The organism is Methylobacterium organophilum (genome assembly GCF_022179465.1).
GTDB lineage: Bacteria > Pseudomonadota > Alphaproteobacteria > Rhizobiales > Beijerinckiaceae > Methylobacterium > Methylobacterium organophilum.
Window position 1 is genome coordinate 219157 of record NZ_BPQV01000001.1, and the last position, 14652, is coordinate 233808.

At 70.6% G+C, this 14652-nt stretch carries 14 protein-coding genes and 1 tRNA gene; 6 read left to right on the top strand and 9 right to left on the bottom strand.

The annotated features are described in order from the left end of the window. The first annotated feature begins 224 nt into the window (after positions 1–224). Positions 225–3680 carry an SbcC/MukB-like Walker B domain-containing protein gene (locus MFF21_RS00940; RefSeq protein ID WP_238309314.1) on the top strand — a complete coding sequence of 1152 codons (3456 nt, stop codon included), beginning with the start codon at positions 225–227 and terminating at the stop codon, positions 3678–3680. 3 nt (positions 3681–3683) lie between these two features. Here MFF21_RS00940 and MFF21_RS00945 read toward each other — a convergent pair whose 3' ends face one another. From MFF21_RS00945 to MFF21_RS00955, 3 genes are all read right to left on the bottom strand, one after another. Beyond that, complete coding sequence (locus tag MFF21_RS00945) at positions 3684–4937, bottom strand: molybdopterin molybdotransferase MoeA (protein ID WP_238309315.1); 1254 nt, start codon at positions 4935–4937, stop codon at positions 3684–3686. 118 nt (positions 4938–5055) lie between these two features. Continuing rightward, on the bottom strand, positions 5056–5766 hold the full coding sequence (locus MFF21_RS00950; RefSeq protein WP_238309316.1) for a hypothetical protein: 711 nt from the start codon (positions 5764–5766) through the stop codon (positions 5056–5058). A gap of 30 nt (positions 5767–5796) precedes the next feature. Next, a complete protein-coding gene (locus MFF21_RS00955; protein WP_238309317.1) occupies positions 5797–6429 on the bottom strand; it encodes a 2OG-Fe(II) oxygenase in 633 nt (210 codons plus the stop codon). Positions 6430–6624: 195 nt separating this feature from the next. Here MFF21_RS00955 and MFF21_RS00960 point away from each other — a divergent pair, with 195 nt between their 5' ends. Further along, positions 6625–6924 carry a hypothetical protein gene (locus MFF21_RS00960; protein WP_238309318.1) on the top strand — a complete coding sequence of 100 codons (300 nt, stop codon included), beginning with the start codon at positions 6625–6627 and terminating at the stop codon, positions 6922–6924. A gap of 167 nt (positions 6925–7091) precedes the next feature. Next, complete coding sequence (locus MFF21_RS00965; RefSeq protein WP_238309319.1) at positions 7092–9206, top strand: ABC transporter ATP-binding protein/permease; 2115 nt, start codon at positions 7092–7094, stop codon at positions 9204–9206. Between the two features lie 10 nt (positions 9207–9216). On the opposite strand, the gene MFF21_RS00970 is transcribed toward MFF21_RS00965, so the two are convergent. Genes MFF21_RS00970 through MFF21_RS00980 form a run of 3 tightly spaced genes read right to left on the bottom strand, consistent with a single transcriptional unit; the run spans position 9217 to position 10813 of the window. Next, entirely contained in the window at positions 9217–9933 is a 717-nt protein-coding gene (locus MFF21_RS00970) for an LrgB family protein (protein WP_238309320.1), read from the bottom strand. Then, positions 9930–10346, bottom strand: a complete 417-nt coding sequence (locus MFF21_RS00975) for a CidA/LrgA family protein (RefSeq protein ID WP_238309321.1) — start codon at positions 10344–10346, stop codon at positions 9930–9932. Before MFF21_RS00975 ends, MFF21_RS00970 begins: the two co-directional genes overlap by 4 nt. Then, entirely contained in the window at positions 10343–10813 is a 471-nt protein-coding gene (locus MFF21_RS00980; RefSeq protein WP_238309322.1) for a tellurite resistance TerB family protein, read from the bottom strand. Before MFF21_RS00980 ends, MFF21_RS00975 begins: the two co-directional genes overlap by 4 nt. 257 nt (positions 10814–11070) lie before the next feature. Between MFF21_RS00980 and MFF21_RS00985 the strand changes: the two genes are divergently transcribed. Beyond that, a tRNA-Thr gene (locus MFF21_RS00985) sits at positions 11071–11146 on the top strand. A 361-nt stretch (positions 11147–11507) separates the two neighbouring features. Here the strand turns inward: MFF21_RS00985 and MFF21_RS00990 are convergent. The 3 genes from MFF21_RS00990 to MFF21_RS01000 all read right to left on the bottom strand — a co-directional run bounded on the left by MFF21_RS00990 (position 11508) and on the right by MFF21_RS01000 (position 13144). Next, positions 11508–11846, bottom strand: a complete 339-nt coding sequence (locus MFF21_RS00990) for a hypothetical protein (protein WP_238309323.1) — start codon at positions 11844–11846, stop codon at positions 11508–11510. 383 nt (positions 11847–12229) lie between these two features. Beyond that, positions 12230–12415 (bottom strand): hypothetical protein, encoded by a 186-nt coding sequence (locus MFF21_RS00995; protein WP_238309324.1) that lies wholly within the window; start codon positions 12413–12415, stop codon positions 12230–12232. A gap of 72 nt (positions 12416–12487) precedes the next feature. Continuing rightward, the gene (locus MFF21_RS01000) at positions 12488–13144 is read right to left on the bottom strand and encodes a TetR family transcriptional regulator C-terminal domain-containing protein (RefSeq protein WP_238309325.1); all 657 of its coding nucleotides are present in this window, start codon (positions 13142–13144) and stop codon (positions 12488–12490) included. A gap of 142 nt (positions 13145–13286) precedes the next feature. Here MFF21_RS01000 and MFF21_RS01005 point away from each other — a divergent pair, with 142 nt between their 5' ends. Both MFF21_RS01005 and MFF21_RS01010 read left to right on the top strand, forming a co-directional pair. Further along, positions 13287–14141, top strand: a complete 855-nt coding sequence (locus tag MFF21_RS01005) for an FAD binding domain-containing protein (RefSeq protein WP_238309326.1) — start codon at positions 13287–13289, stop codon at positions 14139–14141. Next, the gene (locus MFF21_RS01010; RefSeq protein ID WP_238309327.1) at positions 14138–14650 is read left to right on the top strand and encodes a (2Fe-2S)-binding protein; all 513 of its coding nucleotides are present in this window, start codon (positions 14138–14140) and stop codon (positions 14648–14650) included. Before MFF21_RS01005 ends, MFF21_RS01010 begins: the two co-directional genes overlap by 4 nt. Positions 14651–14652: the final 2 nt, after the last annotated feature.

Here is a 14652-nt window from a genome sequence, read left to right on the forward strand (position 1 = left end):
CGATATTTCAGAAAAGTCAGCGGCTTATGCGGTGCGCAGGGACAGCCTGCCCAGGCCGGCATCTGCCGCGGGCATGATCGTGCGGCGGAGACTGCCGCCTCCCGACCGGGTGAGGCGCATCCACACCGGCCTCAGCCCGCCGGACCTCCGGCGCTTGCATCCCGGGGCGGCGGCGTCCATGCCGGGACGATGATCGTTCCAGGACAGGCGCGCGGGCCCTAACGGTGTACCGCCTCACCGATATCGCGCTCTCGAATTGGTACCTGATCCGGCGTGAGCAGATCCGGATCCGGGGCGCGACCGCGCTCGTCGGGCCAACGGGGGCGGGCAAGTCCACGATCTTCGACGCGGTCGGCACCGTGCTCGCCGGCAACAATGCGAGCCGCCTGGCCCTGAACGCCTCGGCCTCCGGCCGCAGCGCGCGCACCGTGCGCGACTACTGCCTCGGCTGGATCAGCGACCCGGCGGAGGGTGGCCGGCCCACCCGGGAAGCCTGCGAGACCATCATCGCCCTCGTCTTCGAGAACGAGGCCTCGGGCCGGATCGTCACGGTCGGGCTGGCGCTCGCCGCCCGGGCGGAGGAGGCCAAGGAAGAGACGCTGTCGCGCTTCATCAGCGTCGACCACCGCTTCGAAATCGCGGACTATGTCCGCGAGACCGCGGAGGGCAGCTATGTGGCGCCCTGGGTCGAGATCGCCCGCGACCTGCGTGCCAAGCCCGGCCGCTTCGAGGAATTCCGCACCTCCGGCGAGCGCTTCACCGCCGAGGTGCTGGCGACCCTGCGCGAGGGCGCGCCGGTGCCGGAGCCGCGCCACTTCCTGCGCACCTTCGCCAACGCGGTCGCCTTCAAGCCGATCTTCGATTCGAGCGCCTTCGTGCGCAGCTTCGTGCTGGAGCCCGAGCCCCTCGATGTCGGCCGCATCCGGCAATCGGCGGAGAACTGGCGCCGTCTGCTGGAGACGATCGAGGAACTGGAGCGGCGCCTCGCCCATCTCGCCCGCATCGTGAAGCGCTACGAGGCCTGGGCGGAGGCGAGCCTCACGGCCACTTTCGAGGAATTGCGCGCCGCGAGCGCGGATCTGCGCCGCCGCATCCTCGACGTCGCCGCCCTGAGCACCAGCCTTCAGGACGTGTCCGAGCGCCTGCGCATCGCCCGCGACAGCGTGACGACGAGCCAGGGCTTCGTGCGCGAGATCGACGGCGAGATCGCCGCGCGCAAGGCACAGATCGCCGGCAGCGCCATGGAGGGGCGGCTCGCCGCCTCCGATGCCGGGCTCGCCATGGCCGCCCGCGACCGGCGCGACCTCGCCAACCGCGTCTCCGCCCTGGTCTCCCTGGTGCAGGAGGCCGGCCGGCTCGGCACCATCGCGGCGGAGCTGCGCCGGATCGATCCCGACGCGGCCCGGATCGTCGAGGCCTGCGCCCGCTCGGGCCTGCGCCGGGACGCCCCGCCGGAGGAGACCCTGCGGGCGGACGGCCCCCTCCCCCGCCTCGTCGAGAGCCTGCGCCAGTTGCCCGACATCGCCGGGCCCCTCGAGGACGCCGCCGAGGATCTGGCCCTGCGCGCCCGCGAGCAGGAGCGCGAGGCGCAGGCCCTCGGCGCCGAGATGGCCGGCGGACGCGAGCAGGCCGGGCGCCTCGCCCCCGACACCCTCGCCTTCCGCGACGAGCTCGCCCGCATCGGGATCGCGGCGGTGCCGATCTGCGAGCTCGCCGAGATCACCGATCCGAAATGGGGGCAGGCACTGGAAGGGCTGCTCGGCCGCGCCCGCGAGGCGCTGGTGGTCGATCCCGACCGGCTCGACCGAGCCTTCGGCGTGCTCGAATCCCGGCGCAGCCAATTCTACCGCTGCCTGCTGGTGAAGACGACGGACACGGCCAAGCGCTCCGCCCGCCGCTTCGACGACGGGCCGATGGGCCTGATCGACACCGACGACCCCCATGCCGAGGCCTTCCTCGCCGCCCGCCTCGGCGGCTACGACCTCGCCCCCAACGACGCCGCCCTGCGCCATATGAGCCGCGCCATCGCCCCGAGCGGGCGCTCGACCTCCGGCATGGCCTATTCGGTCAACCGGCCGGTGCAGCTGATGATGACGCGGGGCCATCGCGGCCCCACCGCCGAGGGACGCCGCAACCTGGAGGTGGCGACCGAGGAGGCGCGGCGCCTGCGCAACGAGGCCAACCTCCTGCGCGAGGCCGCCCGCAACGCCGCCATGCTGCGGGTCCGGCTCGCCGAGGGTCTGCCCGACATCGCCGTCCTGCGCGAGGAGGCGGACGCGATCGAGGGCCGCCGCCGCTCGCTCTCGACGGAGCGCGAGAGCGCCGCCAAGGCCGATACCGGCGCCCTCGAAGCCGAGATCGCGGAGCTGACCAAGGAGCGCTCGGCCTATCTCACCGAGCTCGTGCAGGTGCTGGAGCCGAAGCGCGACGCCCTGCTCTCCGAGGAGGCGACGCTGAAGGCGAAGCTCGCCGCGACCCGGGAGGCGGCCAAGGCGGCGCTCGCCGCACGCCGCTCCGCCTATGCCCGCTGGTCGGGCGGGGACAGCGTGCGCATCCGCCTCGTCCGCCCCGACCTCTACGATGCCGGCTCGCTCGCGGCCTGCCGGGCCGATCTCGCCGAGCGGGACGCCAAGGGGCTCGCCGCCGCCGCCGCCTTCGCGCGCAACGCCGCCAAGGAGGCGACGGAGACCGCCCGCCACCAGGGGCGCGCCGCCGAGCGCGACCTCGCCGAGTATTGCGTGCAGTGGCGCATCGACAATCCCCTTGGGCGGGGCGCCGACGCGCCGGCCTCCTTCGGCTACAGCTGGGCCAAACGGGCCCATGACGAGGTGGCCGGCCACGAGCTGCGCCGCTACCGCGAGCAGGCGCTGCGGGCGGAGGCCGAGATGCGCCGCCTGATGACGGAAGACCTGCTGACCCGGCTCGCCGACAAGTTCGAGCGCGTCCGCGCCCGGCTCGACGCCCTGAACGAGCGCCTCTCCTCCCAGACCTTCACCGGCCAGACCTACGCCTTCGAGGCGGCGGTGGACCGGCGCTACGCCGCCGTGCACGCCCTGGCCACCGAGGTCGCCCGCTCGGCCGATGCCGCCCAGGCGATCCTGCCGGGCGACGGCACCACGGCGGAGGGACCGCTCAAGGCGGCGATCGAGGAGATCTCGGCGCTGATCGCCGGCGAGGAGAGCGCGGCCCGGCTCGCCGATTACCGCAACTACTTCGTCTACGAGATCGGCATGCGCGACCGGGCGGGCAACCGCACCACCATGTCGAACCGGGCCCTGCGCGGCTCCGGCGGCGAGGCGCAGGCCCCGTTCTACGTGGCCATCGCCGCCTCGCTCGCCTCCGCCTACTATCCCGGCGATCGGCCCGGCGATGAGAATCCCGGCCTCGGCCTGTGCCTGCTCGACGAGGCCTTCTCCAAGCTCGACGTGCGCAACAGCCAAGCCCTGGTCGACCTCTACCGGGCCTGGGGCCTGCAGCTCCTGATCGCCGCGCCGGAGGACAAGCGCACCACGCTGACCGAGGTGATGGACACCATCGTCACCGTCTACAAGAGCCCCGACCTGAAGGGTGTGCGCATCGAATCCGAGCACCCGCTGGAGGCGGCCAAGGGCGCGCTGGCCGCGATCAATCCCGAGCGCATCGGCCTCGAAGGCTTCCGCCCCGCCGACGCGGCGGAGTGAGGACTACCAGAGCAGGGCGTGGGGGTAGAACCCGACCACGGCCCCCTCGGTCACGTTGCCCATGGCTTCCGGGATCACGGCGAGGCCGTCGCTCTCGGTGAGCGAGCTCAGCATGCCGGAGCCCTGCTGCATGTCCTTGCGGGCCTCGGCCGTCCCGTCCGGGCCGACAGCGAGGCTCACCCGCACGAATTCCCGGCGGCCGGGCTGGTGGCGGTGGGTGAAGGCGGCGCGCACCGGCTGCGCCCGGGGAAGGGCGTAGCACTCCCCGCTCAGCGCGGCGAGCAGCGGGCGCACCACGAACAGCAGGGTGACGTAGGCCGCGGCCGGGTTGCCCGGCAGGCCGACGAAGGGCGTCTCGCCGATCCGCCCCACCGCCACGGGCTTGCCCGGCTTGATCGCGAGCTTCCACAGGTCGAGCCGGCCCGTTGCCGCCAGCGCTGCCTTGACGTGGTCCTCCTCCCCCACCGAGACGCCGCCGGAGGTGAGGACGAGGTCGTGCGCCGTCGCGGCCTCCGCGAGCCGCCGCGTGAGGGTCACGGGATCGTCGCGCAGGATGCCGAGATCCGCGGTCCCCGTGCCGAGCCGGGCGAGAAGGCCGAGGAGCATCGCCCGGTTGGCGTCGTGGATCTGCCCGGGCCGCAGATCCGCGCCGGGCTCGGCCAGTTCGTCCCCCGTGGAGAACACCGCGACGCGCAGGCGAGGGCGAACGCTCAGGGCGTCGAGGCCGGCCGCGGCGGCGAGCGCCAGATCCTGCGGGCGCAGGCGCCGGCCGGCCGGCACCACGCGGCTGCCTTTGGCGACATCCTCGCCGGCCCGCCGGCGATTGGCGCCCCGCGACTGGCCAGGCGGCAGAAGCACGTGACCGTCCTCGACGCGCACGTCCTCCTGCATGAAGACCGTGTCGGCGCCCGCGGGGATCGGGGCGCCGGTGAAGATGCGATGGGCGACGCCCGCCGTGGCGAGCCCCTCCGCCGATGCGCCCGCCGGCAGCCGGCCGCCGAGCGGCAGCCGCGTCGGCGCGTCGGCCCGCAGGTCGGCGAAGCGGACGGCGTAGCCGTCGACCGCGGCATTGTCGAAGGGGGGAAGGTCGTTGCGCGCGAAGGCATCCTCCGCCGCGACGCGCCCGTCCGCCTGGGACAGGGCCACCGTCTCGCGACCGGCGCCCGCAGGCAGCGCCTCAATGAGCCGCGCCACAGCGGCCTCGATGGAAAGCAGTTTTTCGCTTTCCTGAACGCAATCATCCCTCAAGCCGGCCATCGGCGTCCCATCGTGGCGCTTCCGTCGCGACCCGGCACGCGTTCTCTCCGGAGCATTCCGCACGGGCTGTGGCTTCCCTGCACCCGGTGGACGGGAAAAGCCAGGGCGCGGGGCGGGATCATCCGTTGCGCCGGCCGCAGCGGATATAGGCGGTGGTGCCCTTCGCGCTCGTCCAGACCAGACGGTCGCCCTCGACGAGGAGACGGACCTGCGAGGTCCAGCGCCGCCCGCGCTCGCTGCATTCGGCGGTCATGGCCCAGGTCGGCCCCTCGCGATGCCCGCTGCGGAAGCGGCAGAGGGTGCGGCCGGCCTGCGCCCCGTCCTGGCTGATGGTGGCCGGGATGTAGCCGCGGCGGCGGGAGGGCGCTCCGCAGGCCGCCGCCGCCGGCCCCCAGGTGCCGACATACTCCGCCGCGGGGCTCGACAGCGGCGTGGCCGCGGCGGGCGCCACCGGCGGCGGGGCGGCCTCGACCGGCGGCTGAGGCGGGAAGGACGCGTCGTTTCCGACAGCGGCCATCGCGATGCGACGGGGCGCTTCGGCCCGGGCGCCGGTCTCGTCCGGATCGCGCCAGCGGCGGGCCGGCGCGGCGAGCCCCATGGGCCGGAGCAGGTCCTCGCCGCTCTCGTCCCCATTGGCGACGCTCTCCCGATGCTGCGCCGCGCGGGTCTCCGCGCCGAAATCGTCGAACAGGACGAGCCCGGCAAAGGTCAGCAGCGCGCCCCAGCCGGCGGCGAGCGCCATCGGCAGCACGAGGCGCAGGCGGCCCCGGGCGGGCGCCCCATCCGGCTCCGCCTGCGGCCCCTCGTCGAGGATGATCGCCCCCTGCATCCGTTCCAGAGCCGCGCCGCGGCCTCCCCGTCAGCGTCCGAAGATTCCCTTCAGGAACTGGGCCGTGCGGTTGCGCTTCTTCTTGCGCTCCAGTTCCGCCGCATCCTTCACCCAGGCCACCTGCACCACGCGGCGCTCGCCCTCGAAGGGCTCGTGGCCGTGCCAGGAATTGTCCGAGCGCAGGAATGCGAACATCGTGCCCATGGTCGGGGGGACCTCGACGGCGAAGGGCGCGTAGTTCTTGCCGTCGTAGAGCACCCGCAGGCGGCCGGCGGCCGGGGCGTCCCAGGCGTCGTTCATGTAGACGAGCAGGGTCATGACCTTGGACGGGCCGTCCGTGTGGATCGAGCCGTATTTCAGCTGGCTCCGCTTCATGATCGTGGTCAGGCGCGGGCAGGAGACGAGGTCGATGCCGAACTTGTCGCCGAGGATACGGGAGAACTCGTCGCTCTCGAGCTCGTCGATCAGCGCCTTGAAGCGGCCCTTCAGCGCCACCTCGTCCACCGTGAGGTAGCCGGGCTTGGCGATGGCCGGGAAATCCTGGCGGATCTCGTCGATCGCCGCCTCGTTGAGGACGCCGCTGCCCAGGAAATACGTGTAGGGATCGCGCGAGACCGGCGCGGCGCGCACGGCCTCCAGGTTGAGGATCGACAGGCCCGTCATGGTCGGCATCCGTCCCAGGCGCGACGCGGCGGTCCAGAATAGGCGCGCGTCACGAATTGTTAAGGGCCTTCGGGGCCCGGCCGCAATCGTAGACTGCTCGATTGCGGCAAGCCCGCGGCAAGGCCTTTGCGGCGCCCGACGAACCCCTTATGCTCAAGCTTGGGCCCAGAGAATGAGCGACGGCCGGTGCGTTCGATGAAATCCGTCGCGTTCGCGTTGCTGGAGGGCACGTTCGCCGTGTTGCCGGCAGCTGCACAACCGGCCCCCTCGACCCTGCGCACGACCTGCGACGAGGCGATCGCCTTGGTGCGCCGGGAGGGCTCGGCCAGCTTCACCACCCCGCTGGGGCGGGAGCGCTTCGTGCGCGACCGCGGCTTCTGCGAGCTCACCGAGATCGCGGAGCTGCGCTTCGTGCCGACCCGCGACAACCCGCAATGCCCGATCGGCTATCGCTGCCGCGAGCCCGATTACGACGACTGGGACTGGGACAAGTAGCCCCGGCCGGCCCCGGCGGGCACGCGGCCGCCCCTCGCCGGTGCGGATTACAAAAATTTCAGGAGACGGAGGGGCTTCCACGCCACTATCTCGCCATGGCGCGCCCGCACAGGCGGCGGCGCCTCCCGGTTCCGAGACCGGGAGCGAGAACGTGAAGGAGAACCCGCGTGGCCGCACTCAAGAGCGGGCTCGGCATCCAGGCCGTCCTGACGGGACTCGTCGCACTGGCGCTGCTGCTCGCGCCGGGCATGCCCGCGCCGCCCCTCTACGTGTCACTCGCCGGCTTCGTGATGGCGGGCATCCTGCTCGCTTCCGCCAATCTCTCCGCCTATCTGAAGGTCTTCGTCTCGGTCTACGGCGTCGGCTACCTGTTCCTGGCGCTCGCCAAGCAGGCGGCGGGGCTCGGCCTTCTGCCGGGCACGCTCGCCGCCCTGCTGCCGCCGGACTTCGCCGCCACCGGCGCCGTGGTCTTCGCCGGAATCGTGCTCGCGATCTCCTATCTGGAGCCGATCCGCGCCATCACCCTGATCGCCGATCCCTATTTCGCCGATCGCGGCCAGCCGACGCAGGAGATCGGCCCGTTCCGCTTCCTCGGCACCACCGAGGGCCGGATCGGCCAGCGCCTCGTGGCGCTCTCGATCTTCATCACCTTCGCGCAGGTGGCACTGCAGCTGCGCCTGAACTTCTGGTACCGCGACCTCTTCAACGCCCTGCAGGAATACAAGGCGGACGTGTTCTGGTACCAGCTCGTCTGGGTGTTCGGGCCGCTCGCCACCGTCTGGGTGATCATCGGGATGCTCGACGTCTTCGTCGATGCGAGCCTGCATATCCGCTGGCGCACCTGGCTGACCCGCAGCCTCTACGAGCGCTGGCTCGACGGCGGCACGCATTACCGCATCGCCTTCACCGGCGAGCACGCCGACAACCCGGACCAGCGCATCCAGAGCGACGTCAACCTGTTCATCCAGCAGACGACGACGCTCTCGATCCGCCTGCTCTCGCAAGCCGCCACCCTGGTCTCCTTCATGGTGATCCTGTGGGGCCTGTCGCGGGACTTCATCCTGCCGTTTACCGACATGGTGGTGCCGGGCTTCCTGGTCTGGCTCGTGGTCGGCTACGCGGTGGTCGGCACCTGGCTCACCCACGTGATCGGCCGCCCCCTGATCGGGCTCGACTTCCGGCAGGAGAAGGTGGAGGCCGATTTCCGCTTCTCGCTCGCCCGCTCGCGCATCTACTCGGAGCAGATCGCGCTCCTGCGCGGCGAGCGCGCCGAGACGGTGCGGCTCTGGGGCCTGTTCGGCTCGATCATCGAGAACTACCTCGGGATCATCTACCGGCGGATCAAGCTCGGCAGCTTCACGCTGTCCTACAGCCAGATCAGCGTGGTCTTCCCCTACATCCTCGCCGCGCCCTCCTACTTCGCCAAGAAGATCACCCTCGGCCAGTTCCAGCAGACGGGCGACGCCTTCTCCAGCGTGCAGTCCTCGCTGTCGTTCTTCATCAGCTCCTACACCACGATCGCCTCCTACAAGGCGAACACCAACCGCCTCGCCTCCTTCAAGCGCGCCATGACCAAGGCGGAGGCGCTGACCGGGGCCGGCTACGGCCTCGTCCAGGGCAACGAGACCGGCCGCGACGTGACCGCCAAGGATCTGGGCCTGAGCCTGCCGGACGGCCGCGAGATCCTGCGCACGGAGGGCCTGTCCCTGCGCAAGGGCGCCGCCACGCTGGTGACCGGCCCCTCGGGCTCGGGCAAGTCGACCCTGTTCCGGGCGATCGCCGGGATCTGGCCCTTCGGCAAGGGCCGCATCGACGTGCCGGCGGGCCAGTCCGCCCTGCTCCTGCCGCAGCGGCCCTACCTGCCTCTCGGCACTCTGCGGGGGGCGGTGGTCTATCCGAGCACCACCGACCAGTTCTCCGACGCGGCGATCAAGGAAGCCCTCGTCGCCGCGCAGCTGCCCCAGCTCGCCGAGCGCCTCGACGAGGTCGACGCCTGGGACCAGCGCCTGTCCGGCGGCGAGCAGCAGCGCCTCGCCATCGCCCGGGCCGTGCTCGCCAAGCCGGACTGGCTCTTCCTCGACGAATCCACCGCCGCCCTCGACGAGGACAGCGAGGCCAAGATCTACACGATGCTGCGCGAGAAGCTGCCGGGCACGACCATCGTCTCGATCGGCCACCGCTCGACCCTGCACGCCCATCACGACGCCCGCATCGACCTGCAGCCGGCCAATGACGGCCGCTTCGTGCCCAAGGCCCTGCCGGCCCCGGCCGCGGCGGAGTGACGGGAGAACCTCAGCGCAGCAGGCTGACCGCCACCGGCACCAGGATCGCGGTGAGGAAGGCGTTCAGCCCCATGGCGATGCCGGCGAAGGTGCCGGCGACCTCGCTCACCTGGAAGGCCCGGGCCGTGCCGAGGCCGTGGGCGGCGAGCCCCGCCGCGAAGCCGCGGGCGCGCATGTCGGTGACGCGCAGGAGCGCCATCAGCGGCGAGACGATCACCGCGCCGGCCACCCCCGTGATCATCACGAGCACGGCGGTCAGGGTCGGGTCACCGCCCAGGGTCTCGCTGATGCCCATGGCGACGCCGGTCGTCACGGATTTCGGCGCCAGCGCCACGATGACCGGATGCGGGATGCCGAGCGCCTGGGCGAGCACCATCGCGGTGCCGAGCGCCGTCACGCAGCCGACCGCCAGCGCCGCGAGCATCGGCACCAGGGCGCGCATCACGGTGACGCGCCGCTCGTAGAGGGGAATCGCCAGGGCCACGGTGGCCGGCCCGAGCAGGAAGTGCACGAATTGCGCGCCCTCGAAATAGGTCGGGTAGGGCGTGCCGGTGAGCTTCAGGACGAGGCCCGTCATCCAGATCGCGTGCAGGACGGGATTGGCCAGGGGATGCCGGTCGGTCGCCGCCGAGACCCGGTCGGCGACAGCATAGGCGATCAGGGTCACCGTCAACCAGAGCAGCGGCGTGCGGGAGAGATAGACCCAGAGGGCGAATTCGCCGCTCACGACTCCCCGCCGCCCATCGTGTCGCCCGACCGGCGCGCCACGAGGCGCGACACCCAGACGAAGGTCGCCACCGTCGCCGTCAGGGTGGCCGCCACCGAGACGAGCAGGACGATCGCGAGGGAGAGGCCGTTGGCGGCGAGCACGTCGAGCCGGCCGACGATACCGACCCCGGCGGGCACGAACATCAGCGACAGATGCGCGAGCAGCCGCTTGCAGGTGTCCTCGACAGTGCCGTCGACGAGGGGCGGCGGCAGGATCCGCGCAGATGCGCGGGGCGAGGCGTCCCGCAGGCAGAGGAAGCCGAGCATCAGCGCCATGCCGATCACCGGGCCGGGCACCGGCAGGCCGATGCTGCGGGCGGCGACCTCGCCGAGGAGCTGCGCCGACAGGATGAGCGCGAGGGCGACGATCATGCCGAAGGCGGGATCGTGGAAACCGCCGCCGCCCGGGCTTTGGCCACGCGCGCCTCGTCGAGGCCGAACAGGGTGCCGAGGCGGCAGACCAGCGCCTCCTCGAATTCGTGCACCGCGCCGTCCGCGCCCGCCACCGACCAGGCCATGGCGACGAGACGCGCCCGCTCGGCTTCGTCGGTCGCGCCGATGCCCTCGACGAGCCCCGCAAGGTCGCGGGTCTCGGCCTCGAAGGTGCCGGCGCGGGCGATCAGGCTGCGCGCCTCCGCCTCCGAGACGGCGTATTGCGTGCGCACCAGGCGCACCAGACGCTCCATCTCCTCCGCGGCCAGCACCCCGTCCGCCCGCGCCACATGCACGAGGAGGGCGACCACGGCGATGGGCGCCTCCTCCTCCGGGGCGATGTCGGGCGCGGCGGGCTGGCCGAAGGCAGCGGCGGCATAGGCGATGAGTCGGTCGACGAGGGCCATGACCCGTCCCTGAACAAGCGGAGCCCCGCCAGCCTCGATTGCAGGCCGAGCCTCCGTCAAGCGAGCGAACCCGCCTTCCGACGCCGGGCGGCCGGTTCCGGGCCCTGCGTGTCCCGGTTGCATCGGCCGGCCGGCTGCGCGACAGGGTCGCTCTCGCGGTGATCGCACCGTTTCCGTGCACGCGAACGCCTTGCCAAGGCGGCACGGCCCGTCTAGACGGATCCCCGATCGTTCCGGCCTTTCGCCGCGAGCGCGCCGCCGCAATAGCTCAGCTGGTAGAGCATCTCATTCGTAATGAGAGGGTCGGGGGTTCGAATCCCTCTTGCGGCACCAATAATTTCAATGGCTTAGAGCTGATCGGGGTGGCGTCAGGCGCTGGGTTCCCCAGATATTCCCCCAAAATTCCTTTTTTCGCGGTGCCGCATGGCCGATTCGAACCGCGCCTCCCAACCTACGACCGTCGCCGACTGGCTTGCCGAAGGGTCGAAGACGATGGAGCTGTTCTGCAACGGCGCTGGCTGCGGTCACCGCTCCATCCTCGACATCGCCGGCTTCGATCACGCACGATCCGCGACCAGATCGTCAGGCGCCTGCGCTGCACGGCCTGCGGCTCCCGCAACGTGTCGCTGATGCGGGACATGGGCGCGCATTATCGGGAACGGGAGGCGACGGGGTGGACGGCCGGATCGGGCCGCTAGGACGGCGCCCCTTCAACCCTTACCGCGCCAGTCTGGAACAGGTCCCGGGTCCAACCCGGCATGCGCTCAATCTGCGGCTGCGGTTTCGGCTTCCAGGATAGCAATCCTACGGCCAGCACGGCAGCGACCAGGAAAGCGACCACCACCGAATAGGTGTTGCCGCGCGGGATGACGCCGTTGACCGCGCCCTTCGGCACGATGTGGAGCACGGCGGCCACGACGGTCACCAGCTTCACGAGGCCGAAAATCTCGCTGTTCACGAAGGCCGGATTGAAGTTCGACAGCCGCGAGATGACCCGAAGCCATGCCTGCCCGTCCTGGGATATCCAGGACAATGCGATGCCGACGATCAGGTAGTCGGTGTTCTTGCGTGGGCACGTAGCCTTGAGGCGGAGCTCGATCGAAGCGGCGTGCTGCCAGACACTCGTCCCGCAGAGAACACGACTCTCGCTCAGGTCCTTACCCGCTACCGAGACATGGTCTCACCGACGAAGCGGAGTGCGGTGACCGAGGTCGCGCGCACCAACACCATCTTGCGACGCTCCCTCTGCCATCGGACCCTGACCCAGCTCGACGCGCGGCACGACGGCGCTCTGGAGTATTATCGCCGAGCACCGCGCACTGGAAACAGCTCGTCGCATGAGCGAAGCTAAGCATCGCACGAGCTGCAACAGGATCAAGCTCTGAGCGCCTCAAGTGCGCGTTCGTGCGACGACCATCACCGCCCAAGGGCCGCACGGGGCGAATAGAAGGCGACGAGGAACAGCGTCCGCGCGCTGCCGCTGACCGGGGCCAAGCGGTTTATCTTCATCCGGTGATTGAACCGGTGATTGAACTTGTCGGCGAGACTGGCATGCGCTGCGGTGAGTTGCTGGGCTTGACGTAGAACTTCGACCTGGAACATCGCGCAGGCTCGGTATCGTGGCGCTCATCAGTGCGCTCGATGAGCCTCGGGATCAGAGTACAAAGCCTTGGATCACGGCCGGTGTCTGACGCCGTGAAGCACGATATGAATGATGCTCTCCGCAGCACTGTCCCAAGCCGCCTGTTCCATCGTCGTCTCTTCGGTTGCTCCATGGCCGAGCACGGTCGCGACCTCGATGGCGCTGTTGGCGTAGAACTCCGTGGCTGCCCAGATCAGGAAGAACAGGTGCCGCGCGTCGACAGGCGCCAGTGCGCCGCCTAACTGCCAAGTGTGCACGCGGCCGAGCTTGCGCTCCAGGACTGGTTTCAGCTCCTCCTCCAGGAACTGAGCGATGCGCCGGCTACCGTTCAGGACCTCCCCTGCCACGATCCGTGAGGCAGCCGAATGAGCCTGGGACACACGCATCTTGGCGCGGATGTAGTCCGCGATCGCGTCCGCTGGTGCCTTTTCCTCGTCGATGCAGGCGAGTTCGGTGAGCCACAGACTCAAAGTTCGGTCGAGAACGGCGTCGTAGAGGGCAGCCTTGGTGCCGTAATAATAGTGAACTGTGGCCGCTGCCATCGCCGCCGCGTCGGCGATGGCAGCCATGGTGGCGCCGGCACGTCCTTCCCGCGCGAAGATCTCGGCGGCCGCGTCCAGGATCCGCTCCTCTGCGCGAGCCCGGATCCTTGCCTTCGCCTGGGCCGCCGCTGCACGGGTCGCCTCCATGCGCTTCTCCTTCCCGTTCCCTCATGCGTGTCATCTATCGGCGCGCGCCGGAACGCCAGCCCGTCGGTAAATCCCCGCATTGGCATGGAGCATGCTAGATCCTGATTGTGTCATCAGGATCCGGGCGAAGTGGGAGCCTTTGATGCGAGCGGCGTCCTTCGAATACGTGCGGCCCTCAAGCCTCGATGAGGCGCTGAGCCTTCTCGAGGACCCTAACGCCCTCCCCATGGCAGGCGGCCAGAGCCTGATCCCTCTCCTGAACGAGCGATCGCTGCGTCCTGGGCTTGTCGTGGATATCGGCCGGCTTCCCGAAATCGGGACGATCACCGCGGATGCCACCGGTTTGCGGATCGGCAGTGGCGTGAGCCTGTCGCGGATCCTGGCTTGCCCGGACCTCTCTGCCTGGCCGCTCCTGAGGGAGGCGCTCTCCTCCGTGGCGAGCCCGGCCGTGCGCAACCGTGCGACGCTTGCCGGTAACCTTGTGCGGGCGAGCCCAACCAGCGAATTGCCCGTGGCGATGGTTGCCCTCAACGCGGCCCTGACCCTGCGCAGCCGCTCCAGCAAACGCAGCCTGCCGGCGCAGGACTTCTTCGTCGGTCCTCATCGCACCGCCCTCGCGCCCGGCGAGATCGTCACCGCGATTACCGTGCCTGCGTCTGCTCCGGCACTGCTTGGTGCCTTCGAGGAGATCGCCCCGAGGGCCGGAGCACCGCCTCTCGCCTGCCTGGCGGTCGCCGCCAGCCTTGATCCCGACGGCGTGATTGCGGGCGTCCGGATCGTTGTTGGCGGCGTGACCGGCGTTCCAGCTTCCTGTCCGGTGGCCGAGGCTGCGCTGGTGGGCCGACGGCTCGGGGAGCCGGTGCCCGCTTGGTCCAATGAGGGATTGGCCCTGCATCCCGACGTGCCCGAGGCAGCCTATGCCCTGGTCGTCCTACCAATTCTCCTCGAGCGGGCGCTCGCCCGCCTCGCCGACCGCTTTCAGGAGGACGCGGCATGAGCGGATCGACCTTCCCAGCCGCAGCCAAGCCGGCGCTCCATCGGATCGCTGCCACCGTCAACGGCGAGCCAGCGGAGGCAACTGTCCCGCCTCGCCTTCTGCTCAGCGAGCTTCTCCGCGACCGGCTCGGGCTCACTGGCACCCATGTCGGCTGCGGCACCGGCGCCTGCGGCAGTTGCACCGTGCTCGTCGATGGGGCGCCGATGCGCGCTTGCCTGATGCTGGCTGTGCAAGCGGACGGCGCGACCATCGAGACGATCGAGAGCGTCGGTGGCCCAGAGGGACTGCATCCGGTCCAGCAGGCCTTTCAGGATCATCACGCCTTGCAATGCGGCTTCTGCACCCCGGGGATCGTGATGGCCGCGGTGTCCCTGTTCCGGGAGGATCCGCAGCCCTCTCCGGAGGCGCTCGACGCAATGCTGCAGGGTCATCTCTGCCGCTGCACCGGCTACCGCAACATCGCCGAGGCCCTGGCCACCCTCGCCATTCCCGCGCAGCCGGAGGTCTGAGC